We start from the raw sequence: 16,677 nt of genomic DNA on the forward strand, positions 1-16,677 counted from the left end.
CGGCCCGCTGCGCGTCCGGCGCCGCCCGCCGGTGTGCCGGCCCGTTTTCCTCATATCCCTCTCCTGTACCTGTCCTGGAGGGCCACCATGTCCGAGCCCCGAAGCGGCCGGCGCCGGCTCCCGCGCCGCCGGGCCGTGCTGGCCGCGGCGGCCGTCGGCCTCAGCACCGCCCTGACGGCCGCGCTCAGCGCGTGCTCCACCGCAAGCGTCGGCACCACGTCCGAAGGAGTCACCCTCAGGTTCTCCTGGTGGGGCAACGACGACCGTGCCGCGCGCACCGAGAAGGCCGTACGGCTCTTCGAGAAGGAACACCCGGGTGTCACCGTCCGTACGTCGAACGGCGAGTTCGGCTCCTACCTGCAAAAACTGGCCACGCAGGCCGCAGGGGGCGGCATACCCGACGTGGCCCAGCTCGACTACCGGCAGATCTCCCAGTACGCGGCCGGCGGCACACTCCGACCGCTCGACGAAGACATCGCGAGCGGCACGATCCGCACATCGGAGATGGACCGGCAGTTCCTGCGGACGGGCACCTACAAGGGCGGACAGTACGCCCTGCCCATGGGCCGCGGCATCACCGGATACGCCTACGACTCCGCCCTCTACCGCAAGGCCGGCATTCCCGCCCCGCAGCCGAGCTGGACCTGGCAGGACTGGGCGAGGGCCAACAGGAAGATCGCCGCCCTGGGCCTGAGGGCCCCCGACGGCCGCCCGGTCACCGGCGCGAACGACGGCGGCGGCAACCAGGACGTGTTCGAGACCTGGCTGCGCAGCCGGGGCAAGCAGCTCTACGCCGGCCAGAGCCGACTCGGATTCACCGAGGACGACCTCACCGCGTTCTGGACGTTCTGCGACACGCTGCGCAAGGAAGGCGCCGTCGCGGCGGCCGAGGACACCGTACAGGCCAAGACCACCGAGACCAGCCCCATGGGCCGCCGCCTCGCCGCCGCCGACTTCACCTGGGACGCCCCGTTCCCCGGCTACCCGGCGCTCCTCGGTGACGGGGTCCACTTCGCGCCCACGCCGTCGACTAACGGCCGTCAGGGCTCGTACTTCAAGCCCAGCATGCTCCTGGGCATCGGAGCCCACAGCGCACACCCGAAGGAGGCCGCCGAACTGGTCGACTTCCTCCTCAACGACCGCCGGGCGGGCGACATCCTGGGCTTCACCCGGTCCACTCCGCCCAATCGTGTGATCGCCGCCCGCGTCGCCAAGACGCTCGAAGGCCCGGAGCGCGAGATCTACCAGTACGCGCGGACGATGGAGAAGTACGGCCTCGACGCCCCGCCGACCGCACCGCCGCGGGGCGACGTCGCGATCAACAAGGCCTTCAACCGCACCTACCAGCGAGTGCTGTTCAACCTCGCCACGCCGCGGCAGGCGGCGCGCGAACTCATCGAAGAAGCCAGGCGGGAGCTGAGGTCATGAGCACAGTGTCGACCAGGGCGCCCGCGCGCGCCGACGGAACGACCGACCGGCGCCCGACCGCCGAGCGACGCCGCCCGGTTCGGGAACGGCAGTGGCCCGCCTATGTGTTTCTCTCACCGTGGATGATCGGCGCGGCCGTGCTGACCCTGGTGCCGATGGCCGTGTCGCTGTACCTGTCGTTCACGGACTACAACCTGTTCGATCCGCCGCGCTGGGTGGGCCTGCGCAACTACACCGACATGCTGACCGAGGACCCCCGCTACTGGAGGTCGGTCGGCACCACCCTGCTCTATGTCGTGGTGGCCGTCCCGTTGAAACTCGGCCTCGCGCTCGGCGTGGCGATGCTGCTGAAGAACCTGGCCCGGGGCCGGGCCTTCTACCGCTCCGCGTTCTACGCGCCGTCCCTGCTCGGGGCCAGCATGTCCGTCGCGCTGGTGTGGCGGGCGCTGTTCAACGACGGCGGCTCCGTCCCCGACGTCCTGGGCACGTTCGGCATCCACACCGGCAGCTGGGTCGGCAATCCCAGCCTCGCGGTGTACGCGGTCGTCCTGCTGTCGGTGTGGCAGTTCGGGGCGCCCATGGTGATCTTCCTGGCGGGACTGCAGCAGGTCCCGCCCGATCTCTACGAGGCGGCGGCCCTCGACGGCGCCGGCCGCTGGCGGCAGTTCGTCTCCATCACCGTGCCGATGCTGTCCCCGGTGGTCTTCTTCAATCTGGTGCTGGAGATCATCAACTCCTTCCAGGTCTTCACCCCGGCCTTCGCCATCAGCGGCGGCGACGGCGGACCAGCCGACTCGACCATGTTCTACACGCTGTACCTGTACGAGCGCGGATTCACCGCCTCGCACATGGGCTATGCGGCGGCCATGGCCTGGCTGCTGCTGATCGCCATCGGCGTCATCACCCTGATCCTGTTCCGGACGTCCCGGTCCTGGGTCTTCTACGCGGACGAGGAGACGCGATGAACATCGCCACGAAGCGGTGGCTGCCGCACACGGTCGCGGCGGTGTGCCTGCTCGTTCTGCTGTACCCGCTGGCCTGGCTGCTTGCGACCTCGCTGAAGCCGGCGAACGAGGTGGTGACCAGCCTCGACCTGTGGCCCAGCCACCTGGAGTGGTCCAACTACACGACCGCCCTGGACGGCGTGTCGGGCATCTCCGTCACCCGCCTCCTGTCCAACACCCTGCTGATCGCGGCAGGCGCCGTCGTCGGCAACGTCCTGTCCTGCTCCCTGGCCGCCTACGCCTTCGCCCGGCTGCGCTTCCGCCTGCGCAAAGCGATGTTCGCCTTCATGGTCGCGACGCTGATGCTGCCGCACCACGTCGTGCTGATCCCGCAGTACATCATCTTCAACCGGCTCGGCATGGTGGACACCTACTGGCCGCTGATCCTGCCGAAGTTCCTCGCCACCGAGGCGTTCTTCGTCTTCCTCATCGTCCAGTTCATGCGCGGACTGCCACGCGAACTGGAGGAGTCCGCACGCATCGACGGCTGCGGCGCCTTCCGCACCTACTGGTCGATCACGCTGCCGCTGAGCCGGCCCGCGCTGATCACGACGGCCATCTTCACGTTCATCTGGACGTGGAACGACTTCTTCACCCAGATGATCTACCTGTTCGCGCCGGAGAAGTTCACCATCACCCTCGCCCTGCGCAGCTTCGTCGACCAGTCCAGCACCTCCGCCTACGGTCCCATGTTCGCGATGTCGGTGATCTCCGTGCTGCCGATCGTGCTGTTCTTCTTCGTCTTCCAGCGCTACCTGGTGCAGGGCATGGCCACCACCGGACTGAAGGGCTGAACCACCATGAGCCGTGCACCCGCACCACCCCGTGACCGCCGGGAGGCGGGAGAGATCTTCAGCCCGGGCTTCGCCCTGTTCGCCGACATGCTGCTCGTGGGCCTGCTCACCAGCCTCGCCTGTCTCCCGGTCGTCACGGTCCCGGCCGCCTTCTCCGCGGCCTCGGCAACCCTCAGGGAGACCGTCGGCACCGGCACCCAGATCCGGATCGGCGCATACGTCGGCCATCTGCGGGCGCACCTGTGCGCGGGCTCGCTGGCCGCCGGCCTGGCCGTGCCACTGCTCGCGGTCGTCCTGCTCGTCGATTCCGCGCTGGTGCGCGGCGCACTGCCCGGAGCCGCCGTCATGGCGCCCGCGCTGGTGCTGCTCACCCTGGGCTGCGTGACCGTGGGACTGCGTTCCACCGCGCTCACGGCCCCGTACCGGCTGTCCGCACGTGAGGGACTGCTCCGCTCGGCCGCCGACCCGCGCGGCACGCTCCTGCTGGGCAGCGCCGTACTCCTGGCCGCGCTTCTCGCCTGGTCCATGCCCCTGCTGACACCGCTGCTGCCCGGCCCCGTGGCGCTCGCCGCGACCGCGGTGGACCTCCGCACCACGACGCCCCAGCGACAGAGCTGAGGCGCCGCCGTCGGACGTGGCGGCCCCGTAGGGCTCCACGAGAAACCCGAGCCGAACGGCTTGCGCGCATCGCGCACCGGCCGCGGGACGGGGCGCACCGGTCAGTCGTCCCGCCGCACCGCGTCGCCGGCCGGCTGCTGCCCGCCGGACATGACGGCGCAGGCGGGGCACAGGACCCGCGCGTTCCGGCCGTAGCGGTGGGTGAGTCCCAGGCAGCGCGGGCAGTACCCGACCTCATGCGGTGCACAGCCGAGCAGGATCGCGGCGGCCACCCGGTCCGTCGAGGGATCGATGCGCTCCGGCACCCCGTCCATATGTCCGAATCTACGTTCGGGACCGCGCCCTGGCAGGGCAAGGAGGCCGGACAGGCGTGGAGGGGACAGAGGCCGAGGGTCACGGCGTGGTCAGTGCCTGGAACCGGTTGCTGTGGGGGGCGAGGGCGCGGACTGCATCGATGGCGGAGCGGACGGCTCCTTGCTGGCTGTCGGCGTCGTCCAGATAGCTGCCGACGTAGTGGACGCCGTGGTGCCCTTGGCAGGCGGTGAGCCGGGTGGCGGCCTGGCGGCCGGGCACGGTGGGCAGGAGCTGCCGGAAGTGGCCCGTGGCGATGATCTCGTTCGGCAGGGCGCGGTGGGTGATCCAGCTCTTGAAGAGATCGGTGCCCACGAGCGGCCCGAGCCAGCCGGTTGTTTCTGCCCAGTGGCCGTCACTGGTGGTGTTCGAGCCGGACCAGTGGGCACGGTCGGCGGGCATGTGCCCGGGATCGCGGTGGAGGACCACGGTGGTGGGGACATAGCTGAATTCGGAGAGACGGGCTGCGGCACCGGTGAGCTGCGGGCACTGGTGCAGGAGCCGGGCCGCATGGGGAGCGGGCAGGGCCAGGCCGCGGCGGCGCGGGCGGGCATCCGGGCAGCCTGATCGAGGGTGCAGCCGATGAAGGAGGCACACCAGGCCAGGACGGCGTGCCGGTACAGGTCGTCGGGGAGGCCGAGGGGGATGGCGAGATCGGCGACGGTGATGGTCTGTGGCCCGTTCTCGGCTTCGAGACGGGCGGCCTGGGCCAGGAAGGTGCCCAGGGCTTCCCAGGCCGGCCCCGCGAGCGGCTTGCGCCCGGCTTCCGCGTCCCCGGGAGCGTGCGGAGTGACCAGCAACGGCTCGTCCTGCCCGGCGCGCAGCAGTGTGGTGGTCAGCGGCACCGTGGTGGTGTCGTGGGCTGTGATGCCCAGGGCGCGGCACAGGGCGGTGTGGTCGGGGTAGGCGGTCGGCGAGAGGAACTGGGCGCCCAGGTCGATGTCGAGGGTGCCGTGTTCGGCGGTGGTGACGGGGATGGTGCGGATGTTGCCGCCCGGCCGGTCGGTGGCCTCGTACACGGTGATGTCATGGTCTTCGTCCAGGAGCCAGGCCGCCGTCAGTCCGGCGATGCCTGCCCCGTGCCGTCCGCACGCACCACGTAAGCCGTGGAGTTGGCCACCGGCGTGCCGATCGGCATCGTCTCCGCACCGGCGCCCAGCCCGGTCATCGCGTGCACCGCCGACAGTGAGGAATTCTCGGTCGGGCCATAGCCGTTGACCAGCGCCCCGGGTCGGCCGTGGGCGAGCATCCGACGCACCGCCTCAGGTGAAAGGGCATCCCCACCCGCGATCAGGCACCGCAAACGGGCGAACATCTCCGGACGTACCTCGGCCATCTGGTGGAACAGGCCCGCGCTCAGCCACATGACACTCACACGCTCGCTGCCGAGCATGTCTTCCAGGGCGTCGGCGGCCAGCAGAGTGTCCACCTCGGCCAGCACGAGCCGGGCCCCGTTGAGCAGGGCCGCGAACCACTCGAAGCGCCAACCGGCCCACTCGCCCCTCCAGTTCGCCGTAGGTCACTCGTTCACGGCCCTGACAGACCGCGACCGCCCCCGGGTGTGCATGCTCCGCTTGCTCGTAGGGACAGTTCCAGGGCCGCGGACAGAAACCGGCCGGTACGGGTTCGACCTGGGCGACCGCATCCTCGACCATGGCCGGCGACTCCCCGTGAGCCAGGCCGAAGGCGGCCACCTCGCGAGCGCCGTCGACGAAGCGGTCCGGCGCATTCCGGAACAACTCGAAGTAGTCCGTCACCGGCTCGGGCAGCCGGGAGCCCGACGCCCTCAGGGCATCGGTCGGTGCGGAGCAGACGCTGCACCACAGCAACAGATCCGCACGGATCGCGCAGGCCGCCGCGGCCGGTCCCGCCCCCATCGCCAGCCAACCCATCAGTGAACCGAATGCCCGCATCCCGGCCGGCGGACGCTCACCGCGTATCTCGTCGGGCAGGTCCGACACGTTCACGAAGAGGAACAGCCGCTGCTCGGGCGGAAGCCCGGCGACGACCTTCTCGGCACAGACCACCTGCGCCTCGAACGACGTAGCCGGCATCATCGGCCCAGTTCGCCGGTCCTGTGACGCGACTGTGCGGGAATGCGCTCCAGGACACCGCCGGCGAAGACGTCGTACAGGGGCAGTGTCTCCAAGTGGACGTAGCCGATATGGCAGTCGCAGACGGCCAGCGGGCACACGCGGGGCCGCAGCGCCCGCCGGTAGGAGCCGTCGTACAGGTTGCCCAGCTCGGACCGGACGAAGTGGCAGCGTCGCACCGTGCCGTCGCCGTCCACCGATATGACGGACTCTCCGGTACGGCAGGGCAGACCCGCGCTGCGGTGCGGGTGTCGGCTGTAAGGGAAGAGCGGGTCGAGGGCGGTCCACCGGTCGGCCTCGGCATCGGTGTAGGTGTGCCCCTCGGCGGCGTTGACCCACAGATACACCTGGGCGGGCAGGTCCGCGCGCAGCCGGCGCGCCTGCTCCAGGTGCTCGGGGAGGCCGACGACGCCGACACTGTGACGGACCCCGCGGCCGGCCAGGTCCTCACACTTGGCGAGGAAACGGTCGTACGGTGTCTGCCCGGGATGGAAGGTGCACCACAGGGCGAGGGTGTCCAGGTCGGCGTCGGCCAGCCAGTCCGTACGGCAGCTGAGATTGGTCTGTATCGCCACCCGGCGGACCTGCGGCAGCCGGCTCAGTTCCACGAGCGTACGCCGGTACCAGGAGCGCACCAGGCCCTCACCCCACGGCGTGAACAGCAAGGAGAGCCGGTCGTCCCGCTGCGCCGCCGCCCAGGCGGCGAAGCGCTCCAGCGCGGCCCGGTCCGCGGCCAGTTGGGCGCGGGTGTCCCGGCGCTTGGCGAACGGGCAGTACGGGCAGTCGTAGTCGCACGACGCCAGCGGGCCACGGTAGAGGATGGTCAGGTCCATGCGGGCTCCGTCACTTCGGCTCATAGGCGGCCATGCGCTCGCGCACCGCGGCGGAGAACAACTCGGTACCCAGCGCGTCGGAGTGGGCCAGTCCCTCCGGGGAGAGCCGCAGCAGCCGCGGACCGGCCGAGTCGTCCAGCCAGCCCCGCTCGCGGAACCGGTCCAGCTCGGCGGCGAAGTCGTCACCGGGCGCGCTGCCGAAACGGGTCCGGTAGTCGGCGACGGGCATCCCCTCGGCCTGGAGCAGCGACTGCAGCAGATGGCGGCGCCGGGCCTCGTCCGCGGTCATCTCCCAGCCGTAGTCGGCATGCCGGAAGTCGTCGGCCGAGCGGGAAGCGTAGTCGTCGATGATCCCCCGTACGCGGTGCATGTCCACCGCGTAGTCGAAGGAATAGTGCAGCGTGGACGTGTAGGAGCGGGCGCCGCAGCCGAGTCCGACCATGCCGTCGGTCTGGCATGCATAGTCCTCCCCGCCGGTCGTGGGGGCGCCCGTACGGCGGAACATGCGCATCGACACCTGTTCGTAGCCGCGCGCGAGCAGGTGGTCGCGGCCGTGGCGGTACAGCCGCAGCCGCTGTTCGTCCCACGCGGCCTCGCCGTGCGGCCCGCCGTGCCGCCGGCCGAGACCGGTGAGCGGGCGCACATAGAGGGGGTACAGGTACAGCTCCTCCGGCTGCCAGGCGAGGGCGGCGTCCAGGGAGTGGCGCCAGGACGCCTCGGTCTGGCCGTCGATGCCGTAGATCAGGTCGATGTTGAGGACGGGTATGCCGGCGTCGCGGATCCGGGCGAGGGCCGCTTCCACGTCCGCCCGGCGCTGCGGGCGAACGGCCGTCCGCGCCTCGGCGTCGACGAAGCTCTGCACGCCCAGGCTCAGCCGCGTGGCACCGCGGGCGGCGAGCACGGCCAGCCGGTCGGCGGTCGCCGTCGCGGGCGAGGCCTCCACCGACAACGGGACGGCGGTCAGATCGGCGCCCAGGCCCCGCTCGGCCAGATCGCACAGCCGCTCCAGCTCCGCCGCCTCCAGAAAGGTCGGAGTTCCGCCGCCGAAGGCCGCGTTGGCGAACCGCGCCGCGCCGCCCAGCGCCTCGCGCACCGCGCCGGCCTGACGCTCCAACGCGTCCAGGTAGGCGGCGGCCAGGCCGTCCGGCGCCCCGATCCGGGTGAACAGATTGCAGAAGCCGCAGCGCACTTCGCAGAAGGGGATGTGGACATAGAGGGACAGGGCGCCCTTCGGCTCGTCCGCCCACAGCTCGCGCAAGGACGCGCGTTCCCGGGGCAGCGGCCGGTACGCGGTCTTGTGCGGATAGGCGTAGACGTACTGCTGGTAGGGGCGGACGGCGGGCGCCGGCGCCGCTTCGGTGATGGTCATCGGGCCTCGTCGACGAAGAAGTGGGCATAGGGAACGGTCCAGACGACCTCATGGCCGATGCGGTGGCCGCTGTAGCCGTCCTCGCCGTACGCGGTGCCGTGGTCGGAGCAGACGATGGCGAAGCACGGGCGGCGGCCGGCGGCGGCTGCCAGGAGCCGCCCGATGTGCCGGTCCACGTACTCAAGCGCCGCGGCGTGGGTGGCCCGCGTGTCGCCCGCCTCGCGGGTGGCCCCGTCGAGGTGGAACCAGTTGGGCTGGTGCAGGGCCGACACGTTCACGAAGAGGAACAGCCGCTGCTCGGGCGGAAGCCCGGCGACGACCTTCTCGGCACAGGCCACCTGCGCCTCGAACGACATGGGGGACGTCACCCCGAACTCCGGCTCCCAGTGGCTCTCCTGGAACATCCCGGGCAGCACCGAACCGAGCGGCCCCCGCTTGTTGAAGAAGCCCACGCCGCCGATGCAGACCGTGCGGTAGCCCACGGCGGCCAGACCCGAGACCAGGTCGGGTGTGTCGTAGACGAACGTGCCGCTCGCCGTGGTCTCACTACCCGCGAAACGGGCGGCGAACAGCCGCGGATGCGGACCCGGCGCGGCCGGTGTCGGCAGGAAACCCGCGAACATCGCCTGGTGAGAGGCGTAGGTGAAGCTGCCCGGTGCGTGTCGGCGCTCCCAGGCGCCGCCGGGCAGATGCCTCGCCAGGTTCGGGATGCGTCCGGCCGCCGCCAACTCCTGCGCCACGTCGTGGCGGAGGGTGTCGAGCGTGACCAGCAGGAGGTCGTGGCTGCCGACGACCTCGTTCATGTCAAGCGGTGGTGTCATGGCGCTGCTCCTCGTATTCCGCGTATTCCTCGTATTCCGCGTATTTCGCGTATTTCGCGTACTCCGAGTGTTCCGCCCGCCGCACGGCGGCCGATGCCGCGGCGACCTGCGCGGCGTAGGTGTCCAGGCCCTCGGCGCCGCTGCCGGGCAGGCCGGTCAGCCGGGGCAGCAGATCCCCGAAGGCGTTCACCTCACCGACCGTGAAGCGGCGCCACCCGGTGGCCGGCAGGACGTCGACTCCGACGCACCACGTGCCCGGGAAACACGCGGCCGCCCGCTCGGCCACCTCCAGCACGTCCGTGAAGCGGCCGCCCGCGGCGCGGATCGCCGCGCGTGCCGCCTCCAGATCGCCGCGGGCGCCGCCGAGGTGCAGGTTCGTCATGGGGTGCCGGCTGGTCCGCACCACGGCATGCGTGGCGCGCCCCGCGACCACGACCACCCGCAGATCGGCGGCCCGGCCGCCCTGCGCCGCCTTGGGCAGCCACCGCTCGACGTGGACCCCGTCCGGGGCCAGGGCGTCGACGAGGGCGGCGACCTCGGTCTCCGAGGTGTAGTGGCGTATCCGCAGGGAGTTGTACAGGCGGCCGTCGGCAGTGGTCTCCACGGACGTCGTCGCTTTGATCCGGCCGGGACCCGCCATCGACAGGGCCACGACACCGGAGGCCGACGAGCCGTGTGCCGGCTTCACGAACGCCCGTGAGATCCGGGCGGCCTTCAGCTGCTCCCTGAGCCCGTCCCAGCCGCCGACCGGGCCCGTCAGGGCCGGGGGTACGGGGACGCCGGCCGCGGCGAGCCGGGCATGGCAGCGGCGCTTGTCGAACATGACCGCGACATCCTCCGGGTCGGCGGACGTCGCCGCTCCCGCGCGGTGCGCCGCGCCGGACAGCTCCCGGACCGCGGCGGTGAATCGGCGGTACCACAGGGCCGTTCCCTCGACCCGGGCGGGCTCGTCGGTGCCCCGCAGCAACCGGTCGACCTCGGCGTTCTCACCGGGGGAGTCGATCCGTACGAACTCGCCCGGCGTGAAGGCGTACCGCCCGCGCAGCACGTCACGCCACGCGAGCACGCGAGGTGCCGCGTGGCCGGCCGAGCCGACGGCATCGGCGAACATCGTCGTGCGCCGGTTCTCGGGATTGCCGACGACGGCGAACCGCAGTCCGGTACCGGGCGCCGCGCCGCGAGGACCGGAACCGGGTGCCAGGTCGCGCGGACCCGTACCGGGCGCCGGGGCGCCAAGTCCCGTACCGGGCGCCGGGCTACTCGGAGACGGCGACATAACGCCGCTCCTCGTCCCGCCGCCGGTGCGGAGTCCGACGGTCCGACAGGTCCACCTCGGCCCCGGCGGACCCGAAGGCCGTACGGATCCGTTCGGCCATGGACTCGCTCAGGAAGTGATGGTGCAGGTCCAGCCGCCTGAGACGGGTCAGCGGCCGGCCGCGCAGCAGGGCTTCGGCACCGGTGTCGGTGAGCGTGCCCATGGACAGGCTCAGCGATTCCAGCTGCGCCACGACCGGCGCCGAGGCGAGTGCCGCCGCGATCTCGTCCTGCAACTCGCTGTCCTGCACACCGAGATGGCGCAGCGCCGGGAAGCGTCCCTGGGCGAGGATCGGCGCGAGGTCGGCCACGGTCGCGTCGCCGCCGTAGTGGGACACGCCGAGCCACAGCTCCAGATGTTCCAGCGCGGGCAGCTCGCACGCTCCGACGGCCCGCACCACCTCCCCGGGCAGGCCGCCCGACTCGAACCGCAGCACGCGCAGCGCGTCGTGCCGCACCGGGCGCAGCGACAGGGGCTCCTCGCCGAGTCCGTGCGAGCTGCCGCCGCGCACGCCCAGCTCCTCCAGCCGCGGGAAGCGCTCCAGGACGGGAGTCACATCGGTGAGCCGCAGCCAGGAGACCTCGCACTCCTCGCCGGTGACATCGGCGAGGAACAGGGCGCGCAGCGCGGGGAAGCGCTCCGCGTCGGCCAGGATCAGCTCCAGCGCCGGACGCAGGTCGCTGTACTCGTCGTGCCACCACGGCCCGATGACCAGGGCCCGTACTTCCGTGCTCGGCACCCGGTCCACAAAGCTCTGCCACAGGTCGGCGAACGGCGTCTCCCAGGAGCAGTCCAGCCGCCAGGCCACCTCGCCGGCGGCCGGAAGGGCCCGCTCACTCGGCTCGGCAAAGGTGAGGACGGGCAGCCCGTGGAAGGTCTCGAAATGAGCGGCGAAGGTCATGACGGTCTCATTCCGCGACGGCGGTGAAGCGGTGGACGACGCCGTCGTTCTCCCAGGTGTCGCCGGGCTCGGACAGATCGACCTCGACGCCGGACGGCTCCAGCGCCGCCCGTACCCGCTCGGCCACCGGCTCGGTGACGAAGTTGTGGTGGAGGTCGAGCCGGTTCAGGTGGGTGAGCGGCTGGCCGTCGAGCAGCGCCGCCGCGCCCTGGTCGGTGAGCACTCCGAGTGACAGGTCGAGCGACGTCAGTTGTGCGACGACCGGGGCAGCGGCGACGGCCGCGGCGATCTCGTCCTGGATCTCGCTGTTGCGCAGGCCGAGATGGCGCAGTGCCGGGAAGCGTCCCTGGGCGAGGATCGGCGCGAGGTCCGCCACCGTCGCGTCGCCGCTGTACTCCTCCACGCCGAGCCACATGTCGAGGTGTTCCAGCGCGGGGAGTTCGGCGGCGGCGACACCGCGCACGACCTCGCCGGGCAGGCCGCCGGCCTGGAAACGCAGCGTCCGCAGACGCTGGTGAGAGAGCGCCGGGAAGCGCAGTCCGGTGCCGCCGCGGATCCCGAACTCCTCCAGCAGCGGATAGGCGTCGAGGACCGGCGTGACATCGCACTGCTCGATCCAGGAGATCTCCGCCTCCTCCATCTCAAGGTCGCCGATGAACACGGCCCGCAGCGCGGTCAGTCGGTCACGGGCGTCCACCAGGCACCGCACGACGCCACCGGAGTCGTTGTCGTACACCTCGCCCCACGGGCCCACGACGATCGCGCGGACACCGGCGGGGTCCACGGTTTCGAGGAAGCGGTCCCACAGGTCACCGAAGTCCTTGTCCGCGGAGTCCTCGTAGGGATCGAGGGCCAGCCGCCAGGCCACGGCGCCCGCCTCCGGCAACTCCCCCCGCTCCCCGGGATCGGGGAAGTCGAAGGCCGGCAGACCGTGCAGTTCCTTCAGATGCTCGACATAGGACATGAGCGCTGGCCTCCTGGGACCCCGACGTGAAGCAGTGATCGCGAGAAGTTGTACCAAGCGGCACTGACACCACCGGCAGCGGGCCGTGCGGCGGCCGGTCCACGGCCGCCGGAACCTGAGTATCAGCATCAGTGTCAGACCCCCGGCGTAGCGTCGTGGACATCGAGCGGCGAGGCGCCGACGGGGGAGGGAGACGCGTATGTACCGGCAGGGGGACGTCCTGATCGTGCCCGTGGCCAGGTCGGCCGTGCCACCGGGCACCGACCGGCTGCCGCAGCAGCCGCGGGACGCGCGGGGCAGGCTCGTGCTGGCGCTCGGCGAGGTCACCGGACACGCCCACGCGGTGGTCGGGCCCGGGACACTGGTCCGCGAGGCCGGGCCGTTCGCGGCCTCCTACCTCCATCTCCCGGACGGCGGCCGGGTGGTGCACGAGGAGCACGCGGCGATACCGCTGCCCAAGGGCTGGTACCGCGTGGTGCGGCAGCGTGAGTACGTGCCCGGCGCGGTCCGCGTCGTGGCCGACTGAGACGGCGGGGGAGCGGAGCGGTGACGATGGCGATGCAAGCGTGGGCGGACGCGACGGGGACATGGCGGGAGGTGGCGGCGGCGACCGGGCCCGCCGACCGGAGGGCCGCCGAGGAGGGTGTGCATCTGGCCTACCGGCTGGCGGGCCTGCCCGAGCCGGAGCGGATCGTGTGGGTGGGATCGCCCCGCGAGGGTGCTGTGGCGGCCGCACGGCTCACGGCGGAAGGGACGGCCGGCCGCTGTGTCCGCGACGCGGTGCGTACCCGGCCGTGGGCCGTCGCCCGGGAGCGTGTTCTCGGCCGGCTCGGGCCGGCCGGCTGGGCCGAGCACTGGGCCCTGACGGGCGCCCCGTTGTGGGACGGCACGGTCATGCTGACCGAGCGCATACGCACCGGCGTGGTCGAGGACTCGACCGGTGCGGCAGGGGACGAGCAGGCGGTCCGGCTCGCACTGCTCGACGCGGTCCTCGGCCAGCACGACGCGGCCTGGCTGGCCGCCTTCGACGGCCAGGACGGCGGCGAGACGCTTGCCGGGATCGCCGCGGTCGCCCGCGCCGCGGGCTGGTGGTGGCCCTACGAGAAGACCGTGATCGTCTGCGAACGCCCGGTGGAACTGCACCGTGACGAGGCGGGCAGGCTCGACCGCGGGGACGGGCCGGCGCTCGCCTTCCCCGACGGATTCACCCTGCACGCCTGGCGCGGCATGCCGGTCCCGGCCGCGTTCCTCGGCGAACTCGCCGGGCTGACCCCGCGGCGCATACGCGCGGAGGAGAACGCCGAACTGCGCCGCGTGATGCTTGAGTACTACGGCTACGACCGCTACCTGGAGGAGTCCGGCGCCGAACCCCTGCAACGGGACGAGGCAGGAGTGCTCTGGCGGATCGAACTGGACGGTGACGAACCGCTGGTGATGGTCGAGGTGGTCAACTCCACCCCGGAGCCCGACGGCACCCACCGCATCTACTGGCTGCGGGTGCCGCCACGCACCCGGACCGCCAGGGAAGGCGTCGCCTGGACCTTCGGACTTGAGGAGGCCGAGTACGCGCCGCAGCGGCAGACATGATCCGCCGCTCCCCGGAGCAGGGCGCGGCGGACGGGACCGGGGCCGCTCACGCCACGTACGTGAGGCCACGGGTGCGCCCTCGGCGGTGGGGCCCATCCGCATGCGGCGGTGTGCTGTCAGCCTGACGTGGCGTCAGTCGGCGTGGCCTGCTCGGCGAGTTCCGTGGCCAGTCGGGTGCGCAGGCCGTCGACCAGTGCCCCGAGGCAGACCTCGAAGGCCAGGTCGGCGGCGGGCCGTCGCTCGGCGGCCGAGACCTCGTCGCGGGCGTGCACCGCGGCGGTGAACCGGGGCACCTCGGGTGAGTCCGGCCCCGGGTCGAACATCGCGGGCGGTGCCACCAGGTCCAGCGCCGAGCCCAGGACGAACGACTCCACGCCGACCATGACGGGGATGACCGATGTGGTCGGCCATCCGCCGCGCTCCAGCCCGGCCACCACCGACTCGTACATCCGCAGGGTGCGGTGCGCACCCGACACCGGGATGGTGGCCAGCAACGAGATGGTCTGCGGATGCGCCGCGAAGGCCGCCCGGTAGAGCCTGGCCCAGCTGACCAGGGCCTCGTCCCAGGGAAGGGTGTCAAAGATGCCGGCGTCGATCGGGTCGGCCACGAGTTCGCGCACCCCGGCCAGGATGTCGTCCCTGCCCCTGACGTGGTTGTACAGCGACGAGGGCCGCACCCGGAGCCGCCGGGCCAGCAGGGCGACGGAGAAGCCCTTGGCGCCCACCTCGTCGATGAGGTCGAGCGCGCCCCGCACGATCACCTCGCGGTCGAGTACGGGTGTGCTCGGCCGCCCCGTCCTGCGCGTCCCGGCGCTCATCCGGTGTCCCGCCCCTCTTCCCAAGCGTCGTCGCGTGAGTCTAACCTGCGTCCACTAAAACGAATGGCTTTCGCTTTGGGAGCGCGTATGCCCCTCACCGTCTTCCGGCACGCCACCGTGTGGACCGGTCTGCCCACGCCCTCCGACGCCGGGCAGCCACCGACCGCGCTGGCCGTGCGGGACGGCCGGGTCGAGGCCGTCGGCGCCGCGGCCGAGGCGCTCGCCGGCGCCGCCGACGAACTGCTGGACCTCGGCGGGGGCCTGCTCATGCCCGCGTTCGGCGACGGCCACTGCCACCCCGACCAGGGCGGGTTCGAGGCGCTGGGCCCGCGGATCAGGCCGTGTACCAGCGTCGACGAGCTGGTCGCGGAGATCGGCCGGTACGCCGCGGAGCACCCGGAGGCCGAGTGGATCCTCGGCGGCAGCTACGACGCCACGCTCGCCCCCGACGGCCTCTTCGACGCCCGCTGGCTGGACGCCGCCGTACCCGACCGCCCGGTCGCCCTGCGCGCCTGGGACTACCACACGCTGTGGTGCAACACCGAGGCCATGCGCCGGGCCGGACTCGACGACTCCGTGCGGGACAGCGAGCGGGGGCGGTTCCCACGCCGTCCCGACGGCAGCCTGATGGGCACCATGGTCGAGTGGGACGCCGTCGACGCGGTCCTCGGCGCGGCACCCCCGTGGAGCCCGGACGACCGGGTACGGGCCCTGGCCCTTGCCACCCGCGCCTACGCCGCGGCCGGGGTCACCTGGATCCAGGACGCCTGGGTGGAGCACGAGGCCGTCGACGCCTATCTCGCGGCGGCCGGGCAGGGCGTACTGGCCACGCGGGTGAACCTCGCCCTGCGCGCCGACCCGTCGCGCTGGCGCGAGCAGCTGGCCGGCTTCGCGGCCGACCGTGACCGGATCGAGGCGGCGGGCCATGACCGGCTGACCCTGCGCACCGTCAAGTTCTTCGTCGACGGCATCATCGAGAACCGCACCGCGGCGCTGCTCGAACCGTACGCCGACGACCCCTGCACCCGGGGCATGCCGCTGTGGGCCGCCGCCGAGCTGCGCGCGGCACTGCTGGAGATCGACCGGCTGGGACTGCAGCCGCATCTGCACGCGATCGGCGACGCCGGTATCCGTACCGCCCTGGACGCCGTCGCCCACCTCACCGGGGCGGGCGGCCCCCGGGACCGCCGCCCGGTGATCGCCCATGTGCAGATGGTCGACCCCGAGGACCTGCCCCGCTTCGCCGAACTGGGCGTGATCGCCAATATGGAGCCGCTGTGGCTGCAACCCGACCCGGCGATGACCGACCTCACCGTGCCCCGCCTCGGTGAGGCACGGTCCCGGCAGCAGTACCCGCTGGGATCGCTGCTGCGCAGCGGCGCCCGGGTCTCCTTCGGCAGTGACTGGCCGGTCACCGACCACCGGCCGCTGGCCGGCCTCCCGGTCGCGGTGACCCGGCAGACGCCACAGCGCCGTCCCGAGGGCGGCTGGCTGCCGCAGGAACGGATCGGCATCGAGACCGCGATGTCCTGTTACACGGCCGGCGTCGCCCACCAGGCGATGGCCGACGACCGCGGAGTCCTGGCCCCGGGACGGGTCGCCGACCTCGTCTGGCTCGACCGGGACCCCCGCGACTGCGACCCGCACGACGTGCCCCGCATCACCGTGCGCGGCACCTGGCTGGCCGGCGAGCGCACCCACCACGCGCACGGGTGAGCGTAGGGCGGGGCACCACCGCACGCCCCGCCACCGCCCATTGCCGGATCGCCCGGCCACCCGTC

The 16,677-nt window shown here is 72.1% G+C and carries 17 protein-coding genes and 2 pseudogenes; 7 read left to right on the forward strand and 12 right to left on the reverse strand.

What is annotated here, in order from left to right; all coding sequences use genetic code 11:
• Nucleotides 1–87: 87 nt before the first annotated feature.
• The 4 genes from ACFYTE_RS17475 to ACFYTE_RS17490 are packed head-to-tail and all read left to right on the forward strand — an operon-like array spanning nt 88 to nt 3,844.
• Complete coding sequence (locus ACFYTE_RS17475; RefSeq protein ID WP_388710453.1) at nt 88–1,428, forward strand: ABC transporter substrate-binding protein; 1,341 nt, start codon at nt 88–90, stop codon at nt 1,426–1,428.
• Nucleotides 1,425–2,393 carry a carbohydrate ABC transporter permease gene (locus ACFYTE_RS17480; RefSeq protein WP_388710455.1) on the forward strand — a complete coding sequence of 323 codons (969 nt, stop codon included), beginning with the start codon at nt 1,425–1,427 and terminating at the stop codon, nt 2,391–2,393. Before ACFYTE_RS17475 ends, ACFYTE_RS17480 begins: the two co-directional genes overlap by 4 nt.
• On the forward strand, nt 2,390–3,226 hold the full coding sequence (locus ACFYTE_RS17485; RefSeq protein WP_388710457.1) for a carbohydrate ABC transporter permease: 837 nt from the start codon (nt 2,390–2,392) through the stop codon (nt 3,224–3,226). Before ACFYTE_RS17480 ends, ACFYTE_RS17485 begins: the two co-directional genes overlap by 4 nt.
• Nucleotides 3,227–3,232: 6 nt before the next feature.
• Nucleotides 3,233–3,844 carry a hypothetical protein gene (locus ACFYTE_RS17490; RefSeq protein WP_388710458.1) on the forward strand — a complete coding sequence of 204 codons (612 nt, stop codon included), beginning with the start codon at nt 3,233–3,235 and terminating at the stop codon, nt 3,842–3,844.
• Nucleotides 3,845–3,945: 101 nt separating this feature from the next.
• On the opposite strand, the gene ACFYTE_RS17495 is transcribed toward ACFYTE_RS17490, so the two are convergent.
• The 11 genes and pseudogenes from ACFYTE_RS17495 to ACFYTE_RS17545 all read right to left on the reverse strand — a co-directional run bounded on the left by ACFYTE_RS17495 (nt 3,946) and on the right by ACFYTE_RS17545 (nt 12,491).
• Nucleotides 3,946–4,158 (reverse strand): hypothetical protein, encoded by a 213-nt coding sequence (locus ACFYTE_RS17495; protein ID WP_388710459.1) that lies wholly within the window; start codon nt 4,156–4,158, stop codon nt 3,946–3,948.
• A gap of 79 nt (nt 4,159–4,237) precedes the next feature.
• Nucleotides 4,238–4,792 (reverse strand): hypothetical protein, encoded by a 555-nt coding sequence (locus ACFYTE_RS17500; RefSeq protein ID WP_388710833.1) that lies wholly within the window; start codon nt 4,790–4,792, stop codon nt 4,238–4,240.
• Between the two features lie 308 nt (nt 4,793–5,100).
• Nucleotides 5,101–5,214: pseudogene (locus ACFYTE_RS17505) on the reverse strand (hypothetical protein); the annotation flags it as partial.
• Between the two features lie 38 nt (nt 5,215–5,252).
• Complete coding sequence (locus ACFYTE_RS17510; protein WP_388710460.1) at nt 5,253–5,636, reverse strand: AMP-binding protein; 384 nt, start codon at nt 5,634–5,636, stop codon at nt 5,253–5,255.
• A gap of 508 nt (nt 5,637–6,144) precedes the next feature.
• Nucleotides 6,145–6,240, reverse strand: a pseudogene (locus ACFYTE_RS17515) (metalloenzyme domain-containing protein); the annotation flags it as partial.
• Between the two features lie 8 nt (nt 6,241–6,248).
• On the reverse strand, nt 6,249–7,121 hold the full coding sequence (locus ACFYTE_RS17520) for an STM4011 family radical SAM protein (protein ID WP_388710461.1): 873 nt from the start codon (nt 7,119–7,121) through the stop codon (nt 6,249–6,251).
• Nucleotides 7,122–7,131: 10 nt separating this feature from the next.
• Nucleotides 7,132–8,490, reverse strand: a complete 1,359-nt coding sequence (locus ACFYTE_RS17525; RefSeq protein ID WP_388710462.1) for an STM4012 family radical SAM protein — start codon at nt 8,488–8,490, stop codon at nt 7,132–7,134.
• Nucleotides 8,487–9,293, reverse strand: coding sequence for an STM4013/SEN3800 family hydrolase (locus ACFYTE_RS17530; protein ID WP_388710814.1), 807 nt, complete (start codon nt 9,291–9,293; stop codon nt 8,487–8,489). The genes ACFYTE_RS17525 and ACFYTE_RS17530 overlap by 4 nt, the downstream gene beginning before the upstream one ends.
• A 1-nt stretch (nt 9,294) precedes the next feature.
• A complete protein-coding gene (locus tag ACFYTE_RS17535) occupies nt 9,295–10,587 on the reverse strand; it encodes an STM4014 family protein (protein ID WP_388710463.1) in 1,293 nt (430 codons plus the stop codon).
• Entirely contained in the window at nt 10,568–11,527 is a 960-nt protein-coding gene (locus ACFYTE_RS17540; RefSeq protein ID WP_388710464.1) for an STM4015 family protein, read from the reverse strand. The genes ACFYTE_RS17535 and ACFYTE_RS17540 overlap by 20 nt, the downstream gene beginning before the upstream one ends.
• Before the next feature lie 7 nt (nt 11,528–11,534).
• On the reverse strand, nt 11,535–12,491 hold the full coding sequence (locus ACFYTE_RS17545) for an STM4015 family protein (protein ID WP_388710466.1): 957 nt from the start codon (nt 12,489–12,491) through the stop codon (nt 11,535–11,537).
• 199 nt (nt 12,492–12,690) lie between these two features.
• Between ACFYTE_RS17545 and ACFYTE_RS17550 the strand changes: the two genes are divergently transcribed.
• Together ACFYTE_RS17550 and ACFYTE_RS17555 are read left to right on the forward strand one after the other, a co-directional pair.
• On the forward strand, nt 12,691–13,017 hold the full coding sequence (locus tag ACFYTE_RS17550) for a hypothetical protein (RefSeq protein WP_388710468.1): 327 nt from the start codon (nt 12,691–12,693) through the stop codon (nt 13,015–13,017).
• Between the two features lie 26 nt (nt 13,018–13,043).
• On the forward strand, nt 13,044–14,078 hold the full coding sequence (locus ACFYTE_RS17555; protein ID WP_388710470.1) for a DUF6745 domain-containing protein: 1,035 nt from the start codon (nt 13,044–13,046) through the stop codon (nt 14,076–14,078).
• Nucleotides 14,079–14,194: 116 nt separating this feature from the next.
• On the opposite strand, the gene ACFYTE_RS17560 is transcribed toward ACFYTE_RS17555, so the two are convergent.
• The gene (locus tag ACFYTE_RS17560; RefSeq protein WP_388710472.1) at nt 14,195–14,896 is read right to left on the reverse strand and encodes a TetR/AcrR family transcriptional regulator; all 702 of its coding nucleotides are present in this window, start codon (nt 14,894–14,896) and stop codon (nt 14,195–14,197) included.
• Nucleotides 14,897–14,983: 87 nt separating this feature from the next.
• On the opposite strand from ACFYTE_RS17560, the gene ACFYTE_RS17565 reads away from it, so the two are divergent.
• Nucleotides 14,984–16,612: an amidohydrolase gene (locus tag ACFYTE_RS17565; RefSeq protein ID WP_388710474.1), complete on the forward strand. Its 1,629-nt coding sequence runs from the start codon at nt 14,984–14,986 to the stop codon at nt 16,610–16,612.
• Nucleotides 16,613–16,677: the final 65 nt, after the last annotated feature.

This window comes from Streptomyces sp. NPDC004629 (assembly GCF_042873595.1).
In the GTDB taxonomy this organism is placed as follows: domain Bacteria; phylum Actinomycetota; class Actinomycetes; order Streptomycetales; family Streptomycetaceae; genus Streptomyces.